The sequence below is a fragment of the Bacillus sp. LJBV19 genome (assembly GCF_017797845.1).
GTDB lineage: Bacteria > Bacillota > Bacilli > Bacillales > Bacillaceae > Bacillus > Bacillus velezensis.
This window is the reverse complement of the sequence record NZ_CP072563.1, coordinates 3,704,087-3,721,295: the sequence shown is the minus strand read 5'-3', so window position 1 is coordinate 3,721,295 and position 17,209 is coordinate 3,704,087. Positions and strand designations below refer to the sequence as shown.

The following is a 17,209-nucleotide window of genomic DNA, read 5'->3' as shown; positions in this document are numbered from 1 at the left end:
GGGGCGGGCCGTGTGAATAAGGTGAACCAGTTTTTAGAAGAGAAAGTCATGCCCATTGCCGGAAAAATTGCCTCCCAGCGGCATCTGCAAGCATTGCGTGACGGGATCATCCTCACCATGCCGCTTATCATCATCGGTTCGTTTTTTCTGATCATCGGCAACCTGCCGATTCCGGGATATGCGGATTTCATGGCAAAGACGTTCGGAAGCGCCTGGTCTCAAAAACTGCAATATCCGGTTGATGCGACCTTTGAAATCATGGGTCTTGTCGCCGCTTTCGGAATCGCCTACCGCCTGGCCGAAAAATACGGGGTGGACGCATTATCGGCCGGTGCGATATCTTTGGCGGCGTTTCTATTGGCAACGCCGTACAAAGTTCCGTTTCTGCCTTCCGGCGCCAAAGAGGAAATCATGGTCGGCGGCGGCATTCCGCTTTCTCTCATGGGAAGCAAAGGGCTGTTTGTCGCGATGATCATCGCCATGCTGTCGACGGAAATTTACCGCCTGATCATCCAGCGGAATTTCGTCTTCAAAATGCCGGACGGCGTGCCTCCGGCGGTCAGCAAATCGTTTATCGCCTTAATTCCCGGCTTTGCCGTCATCTTTCTGATCTGGGGCGCGCGTTTACTTGTCGAAGCGACGCCGTTTGAAAGCCTTCATAATATTGTAAGCGTTGTACTGGGGACGCCGCTCTCGATTCTTGGGGGAAGTCTCGGCGGAAGCCTGATAGCCGAAGCGGTTCAAATGCTCTTGTGGGCGTGCGGATTACACGGGGCGAACATAGTCGGCGGCGTCATGGCGCCGATCTGGTTCGGAGCGATGGATGCCAACCGGATTGCGTTTCAGGCGGGCGATGCGCTTCCGAATATTTTCACCCAGCAGTTCTTTGAAATCTGGATCAACATCGGCGGAAGCGGCGCGACACTGGCGCTCGTGGTCACCATGTTTCTCCGTTCGCGAAGCAAGCAGATGAAGCAGCTTGGGAAACTCGCCATCGGGCCGGCCGTCTTTAATATTAATGAGCCGATTATTTTCGGAATGCCGATCGTCATGAACCCGATGCTTCTCATTCCGTTCATTATCACACCGCTTGTCACACTGGTCCTTACCTATATCGGCATGAGCACCGGCCTCGTCGCCAAACCTGCCGGCATTGCCGTCCCGTGGACGATGCCGCCGATTTTCTCCGGCTATCTTGCCACGGGCGGAAAAATATCAGGGGCTGTCATGCAGGCGATTAATATCATCACAGCCTTTATCGTGTACTATCCGTTCTTCAGAATGTGGGATTCGCAAAAGCTGAAAGAAGAAAACGAACTTGAACAATCGCAGGCGCCAGCCGTACAGGGAGACGAAAAAGCCGTGCTGTAGAGAAAGGGAGTGAAACACATGAATGAAAAAATGGAACAGACCATTTTTCAGATCATCCTGCATGGCGGCAACGGCAGAAGCGCATCAATGGAAGCCATTGCCGCCGCAAAGCGGGGGGACAGAGCCATGGCGGAGGAAAAGCTTCAGGAAGCCGCAAGGGAACTGACCGAAGCTCATCATTACCAGACAGAATTGATCCAAAATGAAGCCGGCGGAGAAAAAACAGACATGACGCTTTTGATGGTGCATGCGCAAGATCATTTAATGAATGCCATGACCGTGAAAGACTTGGCCGCTGAGTTAGTCGAGATTTACGAAAAAGTGAGTCTGCAAGGGGGAGCAAAAATATGACAAAAGGAATTAAAATTGTAACGATCGGCGGAGGTTCAAGCTATACACCGGAGCTTGTGGAAGGCATCATTAAGCGCTATGAGGAACTGCCTGTCAGAGAATTATGGCTCGTCGACATTCCTGAAGGCGAGAAAAAACTCAATATCGTCGGCACGCTTGCAAAACGCATGGTCGAAAAAGCGGGTGTTCCGATAGAGATTCACCTGACGCTTGACCGGAGAGAAGCCTTGAAGGATGCGGATTTCGTAACGACTCAATTCCGCGTCGGCCTTCTTGAGGCCCGCGCCAAAGACGAACGGATTCCGTTAAAATACGGCGTAATCGGCCAGGAGACAAACGGTCCGGGCGGTTTATTCAAAGGGCTGCGCACCATCCCGGTTATTCTGGAAATCGCGAAAGACATTGAAGAGCTTTGTCCGAATGCATGGCTCGTGAATTTCACAAACCCTGCCGGCATGGTTACCGAGGCCTTGCTCCGCTACTCGAATCTCACAAAAGTCGTCGGCCTCTGCAATGTGCCGATCGGCATTAAAATGGGCGTCGCAAAAGCATTGGACGTGGATGTCAGCCGGATCGAAGTGCAATTTGCCGGGCTGAATCACATGGTCTTCGGATTAGATGTTTTCTTAGACGGCGTCAGCGTGAAAGATCAAGTCATTGAAGCCATGGGAGACCCGAAAAACGCCATGACGATGAAAAATATTTCAGGAGCGGAATGGGAGCCTGAATTCCTGAAGGCGCTCGATCTGATTCCTTGCGGCTACCACCGCTATTATTTCAAAACGAAAGAAATGCTCGAGCATGAAATAGAAGCGTCACAGACGGAGGGCACACGCGCCGAGGTCGTGCAGAAGGTTGAGAAAGAACTGTTCGAACTGTACAAAGATCCGAATCTCGCCATCAAACCGCCGCAGCTTGAAAAACGGGGCGGAGCGTACTACAGTGACGCGGCCTGCAACCTGATCAGCTCCATCTATAATGACAAACATGATATCCAGCCCGTCAATACGATAAACAACGGCGCGATCGCCAGCATTCCGAATGACTCAGCGGTCGAAGTGAACTGTGTCATGACGAAAGACGGTCCGAAACCGATCGCCGTCGGTGATCTGCCGGTGTCTGTCCGCGGACTCGTCCAGCAAATCAAATCATTTGAGCGCGTCGCCGCTGAAGCAGCCGTCACGGGAGATTATCAAACGGCGCTACTTGCGATGACGATCAACCCTCTCGTCCCGTCAGACTCCGTGGCAAAGGCCATTCTGGATGAAATGCTTGAGGCCCACAAAGAACATCTGCCTCATTTCTTTAAGTCGATTGAAGCATAAGAGCAGTAAAAAAAACCCGGATTCGCTTCCGGGTTTTTTGCTTATTTTGATTCGCTTAGTGAGGCGACTTCCGTCGTCCAGCCGAACACGTCGGCTTCCGCGCCTTTTTGAATGCCTGTAATGGTATCATACAATTTCTTCGAGATCTCTCCGGTTTCACCGCTGCCGATGACAAGACTTTCATCATTCCAGATCAGTTCGCCGACCGGAGAAATGACCGCCGCCGTACCGGTTCCGAATGTTTCTTCCAATCGGCCGTCACGATGCGCCTGGATGATTTCATCGATCGAAATCTTCCGCTCAGACACAGTCAGTCCCCAATGTTTGAGAAGGGTGATGACAGAATTTCTCGTAATTCCTTCAAGAATGCTTCCGTTCAGCTCCGGCGTCACGATCTCGCCGCTGATTTTGAAGAAGATGTTCATGCTGCCGACTTCTTCGATGTATTTTTTCTCAATGCCGTCAAGCCATAAAACCTGGGAAAATCCCTTTTCTTCCGCAACCTGCTGCGCTTTCAGACTTGATGCGTAGTTGCCGGCGGTTTTCGCGTTTCCGGTGCCGCCTTTGACGGCGCGCACGAATTCGTTTTCCACGGCGATTTTCACCGGTTTAATGCCTTCTTTGTAATAAGAGCCGACCGGGGAAAGAATGATAAACAGCTTGTACGTATGGGATGCCGCTACACCGAGGAAAGGCTCAGTCGCAATAATAAACGGACGGATATAAAGGGAAGTGCCTTCCACTTTCGGAATCCAGTCTTTGTCGATGGCTACGAGCTGTTTCAGGCCTTCAAGAACAAGCTCTTCATCAATGAGCGGGATGCAAAGGCGGTCATTTGACTGGTTCAGGCGCTCCATATTTTTCTCCGGTCTGAACAGAAGCACTTCCTGATCCTTCGTTACATACGCTTTAAGCCCTTCAAAAACGGTTTGGCCGTAATGATAAACCATGGCCGCAGGATCCATTGAGATGGACTGATAAGGGATAATTCTCGGATCATACCAGCCTTGATCGGCGTCGTAATCCATAACAAACATATGGTCGGTGAAAATTCTGCCGAACGCAAGGTCATGGGGGTCCGGTTTCGGTTTTTTGGCTGAAGTCAATTCAACACGAATGTCTTGTTTCATAATGTTCTGTCTCCCTATTGGTGTTATTGTCAAACTTATTTGAAAATAATTTATATTCTATTGTATACCTTCAACAAATATTCGCAATAGTTTTCCTCAAATTTGTGAAAAAATCAAATCACATAAAAAGCAGGGGAGAGAATGCCCCCTGCGTGTTCGTTTTTACGTATTCTGTCATCACCGTGCTCAGTGAACCGTCACCTTGCCGGTTTTGTAAAACTGCTCCATTGCTTTATCGACGTACACCCAGCCCTTCCAGGCGATATGGATGGTGTCTTTCATAAAGTACGGATCATATTCGTGCCCGGATAAGTCGGCAACCTGAAAGCCCTTCGCTTTAATTTGCTTAGTGACTTTTTTGTAGTAATCAGTCCGGCCTTTTTTCGGGAAGCCGGTGTAGTCATACCATTTTCCGTTGACCGGAATAACCACGAACATCGGTTCAGCGCCGGCATCTTTCAGAATGTCCAGCATATCCTCAAAGTCGTGATATTCGACTGATTTGGCGTACGTTCTTCCTTTGTTGATCCCTTTCACTCTCTTTACTTTCTTCTTAATCTTTTTATAAGAAGCGTCATCGATATAGAAAGGATTGGACTTGGAGCTCCGTTCTCCTAATTGCGCGGCGGCTGTTTTTAACTCTGACCACGATTTCCCTTTCAGGTTTTCAGAGATCGTCCGTTCAGGGCCCTTGGTTTCTCCCATTGAATAATAAAGATCTTTTTTCTCAAGCAGAGAATAATAAGCTTTGGCAGCCGGCATGACCGCTTTCACTTTCCATGATTGTCCGTTGACCATTCCCTTGTACAATTCAGAAAGGACGGCATCATGCTGAACGACTTTAAAACGGAGCATGCGCTTCATCATGTTCTTTTTGACTGCGGGATCAATCTGGTCATTAAATGCTAAATCCAATGCCTGAAGTGATGAAAAATTCGGCGCAAAGTGCTGTTCATCAGAACCTTTTTTGATAAACCATTGCGGAGAAACAATGAATACCAGCTTTTTGCCTTTCAGCTGCTGATAATGCGCCGCAAAGTTCACGGCGTGTATCAAGGATTGGTCCCCGCCTTTTCCGACAAGATAAGGCGTAAAGCCTTGGTTGTTCACTTGGAAATAGTTGGACGGATGAAACTCATCCAGTCTTGAAAGCTCGGAAGAACCGAAAATCGGCAGATACTTCGAGTCTTCGAACATTTTATTTTGCAGATAGAGCCCCTGGAACATATTCGGATTTAAGGCTGCCGCCGACTCTTCGACACGTTTTTCAGGAATGAAGCGCGTAAGCCATGAAGCCGGAACTGCGATAGCTCCGACAAACAGGACGAACGCTAAAATAATTGGTCCAAAGAAACGCTTTTTCATTTACTTCAACTCAGTCAGTTTGTTTACAATGTTGTTTGGCGTATTCCACTCGTCACGGTCAAATTCAGTGATCGGCACTGTAATGCCGAAGCGGTTTTCGATGGCGACAAGCAGCTCTACAGTTCCGAAAGAATCAAGCAGTCCTTCTTCAAAGATTTCAATATCAGGATTTTCTTTCACAGCGTCCTCCTGACAAACTTCAGCTAATACGTCTAATACTTCCTGTTTAAATTCCATGTGTTTTCAATCTCCTTTAGTGATGAAATGGTTTTCCTGAGAAAATATAAAATCCGAAACATACGAAATGGAATGTGATGACGATGGCTAAAAAGGCCGTAAAACGATTGGCGGGCAGCCACTTGTATTTCTTATTCCATTTCTCAAAAAAGTTATACCCGGTCATTAATACGGCGTGGTACAGGCCGTATACAATATATTGCAGGGCGAGTCCGTGCCAGACGCCCATCAGCATGAACAGCAGGAAATACCCGATGTTCGAGACGGCCATCCGGTTCTTTATCCATTTTTTCTTTGTCATCCAGAAAACAAAGCGCATAAATACGTAGTCTCTGAACCAGAAGGATAAGGACATATGCCAGCGGTTCCAGAAGTCTTTAATGTTTTTGCTGATAAACGGCTTATTAAAGTTTTCCGGAGATTTGATACCCATGATATAGCTTACACCGACGGCAAACATCGTGTAACCCGCAAAATCAAAAAACAGGTACAAGCTGTATCCGTACATGTACAGCACATTACCCCACAGTTTGCTGTGGGTGATATGAGACAGATTCATAATGAAATACGTGTTAATCGCATATCCGATAATGAATTTGTATAAGAAACCGATAAAAATTTTATGAATGCCGGTATACAGTAAATCAGCGTATTCTCCCTTTGTCCATACTTTCTGTTCGTCCTTGGCAAATCTGCGGTATCTGTCGATCGGACCGGAAGAAATGGTCGGGAAAAACATAATAAAGTACAAAAGGCGGTGAAGCGGCATTTTTTCTTTAATCAGCCCGTCTCTCGTTTCCATGATCAGCTGGACGCCTTTAAATGTCAAATAAGAAATTCCTAAGAAACTGATCAGGTTATGAACCGGGTGATGAGGCGCCGGCGGAAAGAAAAACGGCCATAATTTAGATAAAAACAGGGGTAAAATGGACGCGATCACGGCCATACTGAAGACAAAGCCGCTGTTGGCTTTCAGTCTGTAAGCGAGATAACCCCTGATTAAAAGCACCTGCCACAGCGTAAAGATACATAGTGCGATCACGCCGTGCAGATCATGCGCGAAAATCAAAGCCAATACGATGATGGATATAAACATGTTGTATCCTTGGAATCTCTTGCCGTTCAGCCCTAAAATAATCGTCGGCAAAAGAAGGATTCCAAGTAAGATAAAGAAGAAAAACGAGCTGTAAGGCGTCATACAAGAACCTCTTCGCCAATGCGTTTACGGTCGATTTTTCCGTTCGCAGTCATTTGAATGTGATCCTGATAAATGAATTTTCTCGGAATCATGTAGGCCGGAAGCGAAGCGGCCAGTTCTTTCTTAATGGCGCTTGTCAGCTGGAATTCTTTTTCAAAATCATGTTTTTCAGGTACGATGGCGGCAATTAAATATTCGACAGGTCCGTTAGGCTGATACGGGATGACAACCGCCGTGCGCACATATTGAGACTGCCTTACATGTACTTCGATTTCCTCCAGCTCCATGCGGTAGCCGTGAAGCTTAATCTGGAAATCAAGGCGTCCTTGGCAGAAAATCTGACCATCCTGAACATAACCGGCATCACCCGTGTGATATGCCCACTGGCCGTCGATCGGGAAAAACGCTTTTTCCGTCAGACAAGGCTCTCCGAGATAGCCTTTGCTCACGCTCGGGCCCGCGATGATGATTTCCCCTTTTTCTCCGTCCGGAAGCTTATTCCCGTTTTCATCCATGATGAAGATATTCATATCGGGTTTTGCAAAACCGACGGGCAGAGATTCATGTTCATCGATGATCTGCTGCGTGATTTCAACGGAGGTGACGGCAACCGTTGTTTCAGTCGGGCCGTATGTATTGAATACGCGGGCCTTCGGAAAACGGTTTAACAGCTCCTGTGCCACGGCAGCCGGAAGCGCTTCTCCGCAAAACATAAATACTTCTGCCTCAGGCAGGAGCTCCTGCGTAAAGCCGGGGTCCATCAGACACATTTGGACGAAAGACGGCGTCGATGTCCAGACGTTCAGTTTGGATTTCTCCAGCTCTTCAAATAGTACTTTCGGTTTATTGATTTTGTCTTTCGTTACGCAGTGCAGCGTACCTCCCGTTTGAAGCGACGGGAAAATGTCCATGACAGATAAATCAAAAGAAAACGGAGCTTGGTTTAAGAATGTCTTACCCTCGCCCACAGGAAAATCCCTGCAGATCCAGTCAGTGAAGCTTTGCAGGTTATCAGCCGATATCTGCACGCCCTTCGGATTTCCCGTGCTGCCGGACGTGTAAATAATGTAAAATGTGTCCAGCTCTTTTACCCAGTTCTCACGGCTGAGGTCTGCATCTCCGTCAGCTGCAAGCTCTTCGGGCTTAACGGTTTTAATCAGATTGCTTCCCGTATCGACTGCATCGCCCGATACGGTGATAAGCAGCTCTGCGCCTGAGCTTTCAATGATTTTTACGATCCGCTCCGCCGGAATGGAAACATCGACAGGGATGTAAGGGCGGCCCGCTTTGACGCTTCCTAAGAAAGAAACGATCATATTCGGCTCCATATGTCCGTAAACCAGGACAGGCGCTTTCGAACCGTCAGCTGTATGTTTTTGAATGCCGGACGCAACCCGCTCCGACAAATCCCATAATTCCCCGTAAGTGAGGGAATGATCTAAGGAACGAAACGCTTCGGCCTGCGGCTTGGCGTCTGCGTATGTTTTTATAGCATCAAGTAGTTTCATAGTTATCCTCCCCGATTAGAAATCGTTGTAAATATAAGTGCCGGTATTCGCTGTATGAAATCCATACATCCAAAAGAGCAATACTAATATCAGAAAATAAAAGCCCGTATGAAACGTCCATTTGATCAATGTATTTTCATAAGCACGTTTTAATTTTTGCATCATATTCAAAATTCCTTCCCCGCGTATTCAATAATTACACCAGTATATGACGATTAGATTAACAAAAAGTTTCAAAATATGTCTAATATCCTAAGCTTAAAATTTCCTTAAAAATGAATGAGAAACAAAAGGATGGAAAACACGCATGTATAAATTGGCAAATGATCATACTAAAAAGGCGCTGTTCAGGCGGGATTTTTAACTTATCGTAAATATAAACGAGGTAAAAAAATTTTGGCGGCTTTTTCTTACGCAGGCTTGTGCCGAACCCCAATGGAGAAGGGCGAAAAGCCGTTTCCGGCAGGATAGCCGATAAAGCGCCGCATCTTGTGAAATGAGGAAGAAATTATTATGATAGATAAGGTAGCAGAAAACGTGAAAACCCCAATTCAACACTACTGTTATCGGCTGACTGTGAAAGCCTTTTAATAGAAAGGAAGAGGAAAATGAATCAAAACAATATGGGGGGCAGCCAAAAGACGCCCGAGAAAGAAAGCATGGGCCGCATTTTGTGGCAGCTAACCCGCCCTCATACATTGACGGCATCGTTTGTGCCCGTACTTCTCGGCACCGTATTGGCGATGTTTTACGTAAAGGTTGATTTCCTGCTGTTTTTGGCCATGCTGTTTTCCTGCCTTTGGATTCAGATCGCCACGAACTTATTCAATGAATATTACGATTTTAAACGCGGTTTAGATACGGAGGATTCCGTAGGTATCGGCGGAGCGATCGTCCGCCACGGCATGAAGCCGAAAACAATTCTGCAGCTGGCGCTCGGCTCTTATGCGATTGCCCTCGTGCTCGGTGTTTATATCTGCATAAGCAGCAGCTGGTGGCTTGCGGTTATCGGCCTTGCCGGCATGCTGATCGGCTATCTGTATACGGGCGGCCCGCTGCCGATTGCGTATACACCGTTCGGGGAACTGTTCTCCGGCATTTGCATGGGCTCTGTATTTGTCCTTATTTCTTTCTTCATTCAGACAGGCAGAATTAATGAACAGAGCATTTTGATTTCCATCCCGATTGCCATCTTGGTCGGAGCGATTAACCTGTCCAACAATATCCGTGATATTGAGGAAGATAAAAAGGGCGGACGTAAAACGCTGGCCATTTTGATGGGGCATAGAGGAGCCGTCATGATACTGGCCGCATCTTTTGCCATCGCTTACATCTGGATCGTCGGTCTTGTTATCATGGGTTACACAAGCCCGTGGCTGTTCCTGGTCTTCCTGAGCGTGCCGAAGCCCGTTCAGGCTGTGAAAGGCTTTGTGAAAAACGAAATGCCGATGAATATGATTATTGCGATGAAATCAACGGCGCAAACCAATACATTTTTCGGATTCCTGCTTTCAATCGGACTCCTGATCAGTTATTTCCGCTGATCAAATGAAAAGGCAAATGCCATAACCGGCATTTGCTTTTTTTTATGAAATAATCTTCATGATTTTGTAAAGAACCTGACTGAGGACTGACCCGTCTTATATACGGACAGCAAAGCAAGGAGATGAAAAAAATGGACTTGTCAACAGCCCATATGGATGATTTGAAAACGGTCATGGAAGATTGGAAAAATGAATTATTAGTTTATAAATTCGCTTTAGATGAGCTGGATACGAAGTTTTCGATCATCAGCCAGGAATATAATTTGATTCACGGGCATAACCCGATCGAGCATACAAAATCACGCGTAAAAAGTTTCGAGAGTATCGTCAATAAACTGATGCGCAAAGGCTGCGATGTGACGACGCAGGAAATGAAAGAGCATATTCATGATATTGCGGGTGTCAGGATTATCTGTTCCTTTATTTCCGATATTTATAATGTCGCTGAGGTTTTGAAGCAGCATAAGGATCTGAAGATCGTAAAGGTGAAGGATTATATCAAACATCCGAAGCCGAACGGCTACCGCAGCCTGCATTTGATTATTGAAATTCCCGTTTATTTGACGAATCGTGTGGAATATGTGAAGGCGGAAATTCAAATCCGCACCATCGCCATGGATTTTTGGGCGAGTCTTGAACATAAAATTTATTACAAATTAAATAACGAAGTCCCAAAGCATCTGACCGACGAGCTGAAGGAAGCGGCGGACATCGCCCATTATTTAGACGAAAAGATGCTTGGGATTAAGAAAGAAGTCGATTAAACGATTGACGCATCACAAACAGCCGGACCGCTTTTATGTGCAGTCCGGCTGTTTATTTATCCGTTTACGCGCAGCTGTACAAATTTTCGCTTGCCCACCTGAATCGTCATGCCGTCTTCTGCGGTAATGACGGTATGAAGGGCATCCGTTTTCTCCCCGTTCACTTTGACTCCGCCGTTTTGAATCATACGGCGTGCTTCGCTTTTTGAAGAAAAGAGTCCAATCGTGACGAGCAGCTCAATAAGGGGCACGGTCTTTTCTCCGTCCCATATGACGGTTTTCATATCTTCAGGCAGGCTGTTTTGCTGGAAGACACGTTTGAAATGCTGTTCTGCCGCATCCGCCGCTTTCCTGCCGTGGTACATTCTGACGATTGTACCCGCTAAGATCATTTTGGCATCTCTCGGATGAAGCTTTCCTGATTCCAAATCCTTCTCCATCTGTTTTTTCTCCGCAGGCTCTAAGTCTGTCGCTAAATGAATATATGTTTTCATCAGGCTGTCCGGCAATGACATCGTTTTGCCGTACATGTCGTTCGGATGCTCGTCAATACCGATGTAGTTGTTTTTTGATTTAGACATTTTTTCAACGCCGTCAAGACCCTCCAAAAGCGGCATGAGGATGACGACCTGCTTTTCTTTTTTGTAGCGTTCTTGGAAATGGCGGCCCATCAGCACGTTAAAATGCTGGTCCGTACCGCCGAGTTCGATATCGCTTTCGAGAACGACAGAATCGTAACCCTGCATCAGCGGGTAAAAGAATTCGTGAAGTGAGATCGGTTTTTGCATGGCGATGCGCTCCTCAAAGTCGTCGCGCTCCATCAGACGGGCGACAGTAATTTTCCCCGCTAATTCAATCACATCTTCCAGATTCAATGTCTTCAGCCATTTTGAGTTGCAGTGAAGTTCAACTCTGTCTTGATCCAGCACCTTGCCAAACTGTTCAAAGTAGGTTTTGGCATTGTGCTGGACTTCTTCATCAGTCAGCTGTTTTCTGGCTTGCGACTTCCCCGTCGGATCACCGATTTTTCCGGTAAAGTCCCCGATAACAAGCTGTATGATATGGCCGTTTTCTTGAAATTGGCGCAGTTTGTTTAACACGACGGTATGGCCCAAGTGGACGTCGGGTGCGGACGGATCAAGGCCGAGTTTAATGTTCAGCGGCTTGCCGGATGTCACTGATTTGGCGATTTTATTTCTCAATTCTTCAGGCGGTATGACGTCCGCGGCGCCGGTCATGTACAAATCCAGCTGCCTTTGCACTTCTTTTTCCTGATCATTCGTTAAAGTGATTGATTCCATCTTTTACATCCTCCTTTTTTTAGCCAAACAAAAAAGCCGCATCCCAAAAGGGACGTGGCTGTATGCACGCGGTACCACCCTGATTGAAGACGACGTCTTCCGCTCATTCGAATAACGGTTTCCCGTTCTTTGCTACTGAAGTTCACAAAGAAAGCTCAGGGAGGTAATTCACGTTTGTCTTTGTGCCGGCTTGCACCATCCGCCGGCTCTCTGAAACAGGGAGACAATCCGTTACTGATTCCCGTCATAGCTGCTATGTTATGAAATTGTCAGCGATTTTTTGCAGCAGGGCGGACAGCGTTTTTTGTTCCTGTTTATCCAGACAGGCCGTCAGTTCAATTTCCCCCTGATGAAAGTCGGGGTAAAGGTCTTCAATAACCTTTCTGCCCTCATCGGTAATACTGACGAATACAAGCCTGCGGTCTCTTTTGTTCGTTTGTCTGCTGCATAAGCCCTTCTTCTCCAAAGTGTTCAGGACATTGCTCGCCGTCGCCGCGGTAATTCCGGATAGAGCGGCTACCCTTCTTGTATCAAGCGTTTCCCATTCACAAAGGTCATACAGGATGGAAAACGCCGTCCATGATAATTTGTGTGCCGACAGCACCTCTTTTTCCATTTTTACACGGAGCTGCTGGGCGGACCGATAGAGTGCAGCGGCAATATAGGCCGCCTCTTTGTTTCGGCCGGATAGATCGGAAAAAGGCCTGTTCGGCTTCTTATTGTCTGATCCGGCATCGTTGCGATTCGTCAATGGCGTCATGCTCCTTATTATTGTCAGAATCATTAGCTATGAAATGAATTTTAACAGAGAATGCAAAAGATATCAAATCGCAAACAGCACATTCCCGCAGAAAAAATGTGTAAGATCAAGGTTTACTTTTAAAAAAAAGGGAAAGACATTTGTACAACAAAAAGGGAGATGAATATCAGTGGGAAAGAATGAAACAATGCATATCGTATCATGTGCCGATGATCATTATGCTCGTCATTTGGGTGGGATGTTCGCTTCTTTATTGATGAATATGGATAAAACAAGGGATGCGAAATTATATGTGATCGACGGCGGAATTACTTCCGAAAACAAGGACAAGCTTGAACAGACCGCGATGTCATTCGGGACACCGCTTGAATTTTTAGAAGTAGACGCTGATCAATACAAGCATGCAGTCGAAAGCAGCCACATTACAAAAGCGGCTTATTACCGCATTTCCATCCCTGATTTAATTAAGGATGAGTCCGTAAAGCGGATGATTTACATTGATTGCGATGCAATTGTGATGGAAGATATTTCGGTTTTATGGGACTTGGATATTTCCCCGGCAATAGTTGCGGCGGTAGAAGACGCCGGACAGCATGAAAGACTGAAAAAAATGAATATCAGCGACACTGCCAAGTATTTTAATTCCGGCATTATGATTATAGATTTCGAACCTTGGAGAAAACAGAATATTTCCGAAAAGGTGATTGATTTTATCAACGAAAACAGCTCGGAGGATTTTCTCGTGTTTCATGATCAGGACGCGCTTAACGCGATCTTATATGATCAATGGCATGAACTGCATCCGCGCTGGAACGCGCAGACGCATATTATCATGAATGAGAAAACGCCTCCTGAACTGATCGACCGTATACGTTACAGAGAAACACGTGCCGAACCGGCCATCGTCCATTTCTGCGGCAGCGACAAGCCTTGGAATACAGGCACCTCGCACCCGTATCGTGATCATTATTTCCGATATATGTCCTTTACGAAATGGAACACGATTGACCGCCCGGCCATGAACCAATAGGCAGGTGTGATGAAAACGCTTGTGAAGCCGCTATCCGGCTCTCAAGCGTTTTTTTTTATTATTTCACCCGAATCGCACGCACGCGTTTTTGCAGGCTGGTCTTTTCGGCAGACGGCTTCAATCGGCTGACTGCCGTTTGCGCCGCTGATTGTGCTTTTTTCGTCTTGGTTTTTTCAGCCGCTTTTACTTTGTCTCTAGCCTGCTGCCGGTTGAATTTATCTTTTATCCGGTCAAGCCGTTTTTCCAGAGCGGCTTTTTCTTTTCCCGGCTGGATTTCGCTGACGGTTTTTTGGGCTTTTGCGGTGCTGGCCTCAGAGGTCTTTTTTTCCGCCTGCTTGACGCTGGCCTCAGCTGTTTTCAAAAGGCTTGAGTTGACAGCGTTAAGCCGCTTTTGCAGCCCTTTTTTCTCTGAACCGGCCGGTAATTTGCGGATGGCGCTTTGTGCGGCATTGACGGCGGTTTTTTTCTTTTGTTTTTCGGCAGTCCGGACTTTGTCTCTTGCGTCCGTCACATTTCTTGCCGTCTGAACTTTATTGATCCGCGCCTCGAGAGCGGTTTTTCCCTTTGACTTGGGCAGCTTGCTGACGGCCGTTTTTGCTTGATTGATATCTGCCTGTTTTTTCGTCTTTTCCGCTTTTATTACGGCCCGTTCGGCAAAGCTCTTTTGCTTTACGTGATATTGCACCAGGCCGTACCCGAATCGGCTGTCACGTCCGGGAGCGCCCAGATCTTTGATGTTTTGCTGCATCTGCTGCCGGAGCTGTGTATTTGTTTCCTCGGGATATTTCTGCCTGAGCAGCGCGAACATGCCGGTGACGTGCGGTGCGGCTTGAGATGTGCCGTCAGCCGCGGCGTACATTTGATTCAGATACGTGCTCGTAATATTGGTGCCGGGTGCGGCAAATTCAATTTGTTTTCCGGTCGTGGAAAAAGCCGCGAGCCCGTTTTTTTCAGTTGACGCTGAGACTGCCGTTACGCTGCTGTAGGCGCCCGGATAATTGACGGGTTTTTTGTTGCCGTCGTTTCCTGCGGCTGCTACGATCACGATTCCTTTTTTGTATGCTTTGTCTACGGCGTCGTGAAGAATTTTGCTGTCTGCGTTAGTTCCGAGGCTCATATTGATGATGTCCATTTTGTTGGCGATCGACCAGTCGATCGCTTTAAGAAGGCTTTTAAGATCCCCTGCACCCTTTCTGTCCAATGCTTTAACCGCATATAACCGGACATCCGGCGCGATGCCGTCAATGCCGTATCCGTCATGTTTGGCCGCAATGATTCCGGCGACATGCGTCCCGTGTCCGTTGTCATCTTTGTATGAGGAAGTATAGCTGACTGCGGAATAGCCTCCGGCAATGGAAAGGTCATCATGAGGGTAAATGCCGCTGTCAATGACAGCCACTTTCACCTTTTTTCCCGTCAAGCCTTCTTTCCACGCCTGCTTGACCTGAGTCGGTTCTATATCCCATTGCGGCAGCGCGTAACTGCTGCTTTGGGCCGCTGATAACGGGCGGATATCAGAACCGCCTGCTGCCTGAAAGGATACATTGTCTTCTACATATAAGATGTCAGGGTCCTGTTTCAGGTCTTTCACCGTTTGTGAATCGGCTGACACGGCGACTGCCGGGAGATGCTGATAGGTCTGTTCCACATCCGCTCCGCTGTCTATGGCGGATTCCTTGCCGTTTTGATTTTTGTACACCACGATAACGTCCCGGTCGTGCGTCTCGGCGTGCGCGGGCGCCGCGGCGGAGAACAGGCCGACGCACAAGGCCGCGGCCATTATCGGTTTCAGGATGTGATACATTGCAATTCCCCCTTTTTCTTTATATATCGGCAGTGCGGAATTCTTTTTTTCCTGAGGGATAAGGAAAATTTCTGTATGCAAATGTAAGCGTTTCCAAAATATGATGGAGAAAATGCTTTAAGACATCTGCGCAATGAACTCAAAAAGGGGGTTTTTGATAAATGAGTACGTTCAATCGGGTCATGGAAGAAAAAATCATGCCTGTCGCCGGAAAAGTCGCCGGCCAAAGGCACTTAAGAGCTTTGCGGGACGGCATTATTCTGACTATGCCGCTTATCATCATCGGATCGGTTTTTCTGATTCTGACGAGTCTTCCGATTCCCGGTTATGCCGATTTTATGGCTGGTCTTTTCGGTGAAAATTGGGTTGAAAAGCTCGGGTATCCCGTGAATGCGTCCTTTGACATTATGGCGCTTGTCGCCGCCTTTGGGATTGCCTACCGGCTTGCGGAAAGCTATGAGGTGGATGCCCTGTCGTCGGGAGCCATTGCCCTTGCCGCCTTTTTATTGGCGACGCCGTATCAGATTCCGTTTATTCCTGACGGCTCGGCAACAGAGATTATGGTGGGAGGCGGCATTCCGATTTCGCTGCTCGGAAGCAAAGGTCTGTTTGTCGCGATGATCATTGCAATGCTGTCTACGGAAGTGTACCGGTTTATCATACAAAGAAATATCGTCATTAAGATGCCTGACGGAGTGCCGCCTGCGGTCAGCAAATCGTTCGTTGCGCTCATCCCCGGTTTCATTATTATTACGCTTGTATGGCTGGCCCGTCTGTTTATTGAAATAACTCCTTTTAAAAGCCTCCACAATGTCGTAGGCGATCTGCTGGGCACCCCGCTGTCTATTTTGGGCGGGAGTCTCGGCGGAAGTCTTATCGCCGAATTCGTGCAAATGCTGCTTTGGTCGTGCGGCATACACGGCGCGTCCATTATCGGCGGCGTCATGTCGCCGATCTGGTACGGGGCGATGGATGCCAACCGTTTGGCTTTTCAGGCGGGAGAAGCGCTGCCGAGCATTTTTACGACACAGTTCTTTCAAATATGGATTAATGTCGGCGGAAGCGGAGCGACACTTGCCCTTGTGCTGACCATGCTTGTGCGCTCCAGAAGCAAACAGATGAAACAGCTTGGCCGTCTCGGCATCGGGCCCGCGATTTTTAACATTAACGAACCGATTATTTTCGGGATGCCGCTCGTCATGAATCCGCTGTTAATCGTGCCCTTTATCATTGCGCCGCTCTTGACCATTACGGCGACGTACATCGGGATGAGCACGGGGATGGTGGCAAAACCGGCGGGAATCGCCGTGCCGTGGACGATGCCGCCGCTGATATCCGGTTATTTGGCGACGGGCGGGAAAATCTCCGGTTCAGTCATGCAGCTGATCAATCTCCTGATTACATTTATCATCTATTATCCGTTTTTCCGAATTTGGGATCTTCAAAAATGGAGAGAGGAACGGGCGGCGGAACAAAACGTCACAGAAGAAACATAAAAAAAACGGGCGCTTTCGCCCGTTT

16 protein-coding genes and 1 other annotated feature are annotated in these 17,209 nt (G+C 47.5%); of the genes, 7 read left to right on the top strand and 9 right to left on the bottom strand.

Features of this window, described 5'->3' with window-relative positions:
• The first annotated feature begins 12 nt into the window (after positions 1 to 12).
• From celB (J6600_RS18225) to licH, 3 genes are read left to right on the top strand one after another with little or no spacing between them, the layout of a single operon-like run.
• Positions 13 to 1,371: a PTS cellobiose transporter subunit IIC gene (celB, locus tag J6600_RS18225; RefSeq protein ID WP_209387723.1), complete on the top strand. Its 1,359-nt coding sequence runs from the start codon at positions 13 to 15 to the stop codon at positions 1,369 to 1,371.
• 18 nt (positions 1,372 to 1,389) lie between these two features.
• Positions 1,390 to 1,722, top strand: a complete 333-nt coding sequence (gene licA, locus J6600_RS18220; protein WP_003150867.1) for a PTS lichenan transporter subunit IIA — start codon at positions 1,390 to 1,392, stop codon at positions 1,720 to 1,722.
• Positions 1,719 to 3,047 carry a 6-phospho-beta-glucosidase LicH gene (gene licH / locus J6600_RS18215; RefSeq protein ID WP_014419213.1) on the top strand — a complete coding sequence of 443 codons (1,329 nt, stop codon included), beginning with the start codon at positions 1,719 to 1,721 and terminating at the stop codon, positions 3,045 to 3,047. The genes licA and licH overlap by 4 nt, the downstream gene beginning before the upstream one ends.
• A 41-nt stretch (positions 3,048 to 3,088) precedes the next feature.
• On the opposite strand, the gene J6600_RS18210 is transcribed toward licH, so the two are convergent.
• The 6 genes from J6600_RS18210 to J6600_RS18185 all read right to left on the bottom strand — a co-directional run bounded on the left by J6600_RS18210 (position 3,089) and on the right by J6600_RS18185 (position 8,650).
• Complete coding sequence (locus tag J6600_RS18210) at positions 3,089 to 4,180, bottom strand: branched-chain amino acid aminotransferase (RefSeq protein ID WP_209388366.1); 1,092 nt, start codon at positions 4,178 to 4,180, stop codon at positions 3,089 to 3,091.
• Positions 4,181 to 4,363: 183 nt separating this feature from the next.
• A complete protein-coding gene (dltD, locus tag J6600_RS18205) occupies positions 4,364 to 5,542 on the bottom strand; it encodes a D-alanyl-lipoteichoic acid biosynthesis protein DltD (RefSeq protein ID WP_209387722.1) in 1,179 nt (392 codons plus the stop codon).
• The gene (gene dltC, locus J6600_RS18200; protein WP_003150875.1) at positions 5,543 to 5,779 is read right to left on the bottom strand and encodes a D-alanine--poly(phosphoribitol) ligase subunit 2; all 237 of its coding nucleotides are present in this window, start codon (positions 5,777 to 5,779) and stop codon (positions 5,543 to 5,545) included. It abuts the gene before it with no gap.
• 16 nt (positions 5,780 to 5,795) lie between these two features.
• Positions 5,796 to 6,977, bottom strand: coding sequence for a D-alanyl-lipoteichoic acid biosynthesis protein DltB (dltB, locus tag J6600_RS18195; RefSeq protein WP_012118762.1), 1,182 nt, complete (start codon positions 6,975 to 6,977; stop codon positions 5,796 to 5,798).
• Positions 6,974 to 8,485: a D-alanine--poly(phosphoribitol) ligase subunit DltA gene (dltA, locus tag J6600_RS18190; protein ID WP_209387721.1), complete on the bottom strand. Its 1,512-nt coding sequence runs from the start codon at positions 8,483 to 8,485 to the stop codon at positions 6,974 to 6,976. The genes dltB and dltA overlap by 4 nt, the downstream gene beginning before the upstream one ends.
• Before the next feature lie 15 nt (positions 8,486 to 8,500).
• Entirely contained in the window at positions 8,501 to 8,650 is a 150-nt protein-coding gene (locus J6600_RS18185; protein ID WP_003150882.1) for a teichoic acid D-Ala incorporation-associated protein DltX, read from the bottom strand.
• Between the two features lie 443 nt (positions 8,651 to 9,093).
• Here J6600_RS18185 and J6600_RS18180 point away from each other — a divergent pair, with 443 nt between their 5' ends.
• Together J6600_RS18180 and ywaC are read left to right on the top strand one after the other, a co-directional pair.
• On the top strand, positions 9,094 to 10,029 hold the full coding sequence (locus tag J6600_RS18180; RefSeq protein ID WP_014419209.1) for a 1,4-dihydroxy-2-naphthoate polyprenyltransferase: 936 nt from the start codon (positions 9,094 to 9,096) through the stop codon (positions 10,027 to 10,029).
• A gap of 131 nt (positions 10,030 to 10,160) precedes the next feature.
• Positions 10,161 to 10,793, top strand: coding sequence for a GTP pyrophosphokinase YwaC (ywaC, locus tag J6600_RS18175; RefSeq protein ID WP_007407732.1), 633 nt, complete (start codon positions 10,161 to 10,163; stop codon positions 10,791 to 10,793).
• 56 nt (positions 10,794 to 10,849) lie between these two features.
• Here ywaC and tyrS read toward each other — a convergent pair whose 3' ends face one another.
• Together tyrS and J6600_RS18165 are read right to left on the bottom strand one after the other, a co-directional pair.
• A complete protein-coding gene (tyrS, locus tag J6600_RS18170; RefSeq protein ID WP_209387720.1) occupies positions 10,850 to 12,094 on the bottom strand; it encodes a tyrosine--tRNA ligase in 1,245 nt (414 codons plus the stop codon).
• A 45-nt stretch (positions 12,095 to 12,139) separates the two neighbouring features.
• Positions 12,140 to 12,351 (bottom strand) — a binding site (T-box leader).
• Complete coding sequence (locus J6600_RS18165; RefSeq protein ID WP_209387719.1) at positions 12,348 to 12,845, bottom strand: MarR family winged helix-turn-helix transcriptional regulator; 498 nt, start codon at positions 12,843 to 12,845, stop codon at positions 12,348 to 12,350. Its footprint overlaps the feature before it by 4 nt.
• 178 nt (positions 12,846 to 13,023) lie before the next feature.
• Between J6600_RS18165 and J6600_RS18160 the strand changes: the two genes are divergently transcribed.
• Entirely contained in the window at positions 13,024 to 13,884 is an 861-nt protein-coding gene (locus tag J6600_RS18160; protein WP_106067793.1) for a glycosyltransferase family 8 protein, read from the top strand.
• 58 nt (positions 13,885 to 13,942) lie between these two features.
• Here the strand turns inward: J6600_RS18160 and J6600_RS18155 are convergent, their stop codons facing one another.
• Positions 13,943 to 15,688: a S8 family peptidase gene (locus J6600_RS18155; RefSeq protein WP_209387718.1), complete on the bottom strand. Its 1,746-nt coding sequence runs from the start codon at positions 15,686 to 15,688 to the stop codon at positions 13,943 to 13,945.
• A 161-nt stretch (positions 15,689 to 15,849) separates the two neighbouring features.
• Between J6600_RS18155 and celB (J6600_RS18150) the strand changes: the two genes are divergently transcribed.
• Positions 15,850 to 17,184, top strand: a complete 1,335-nt coding sequence (celB, locus tag J6600_RS18150) for a PTS cellobiose transporter subunit IIC (RefSeq protein ID WP_007407728.1) — start codon at positions 15,850 to 15,852, stop codon at positions 17,182 to 17,184.
• Positions 17,185 to 17,209: the final 25 nt, after the last annotated feature.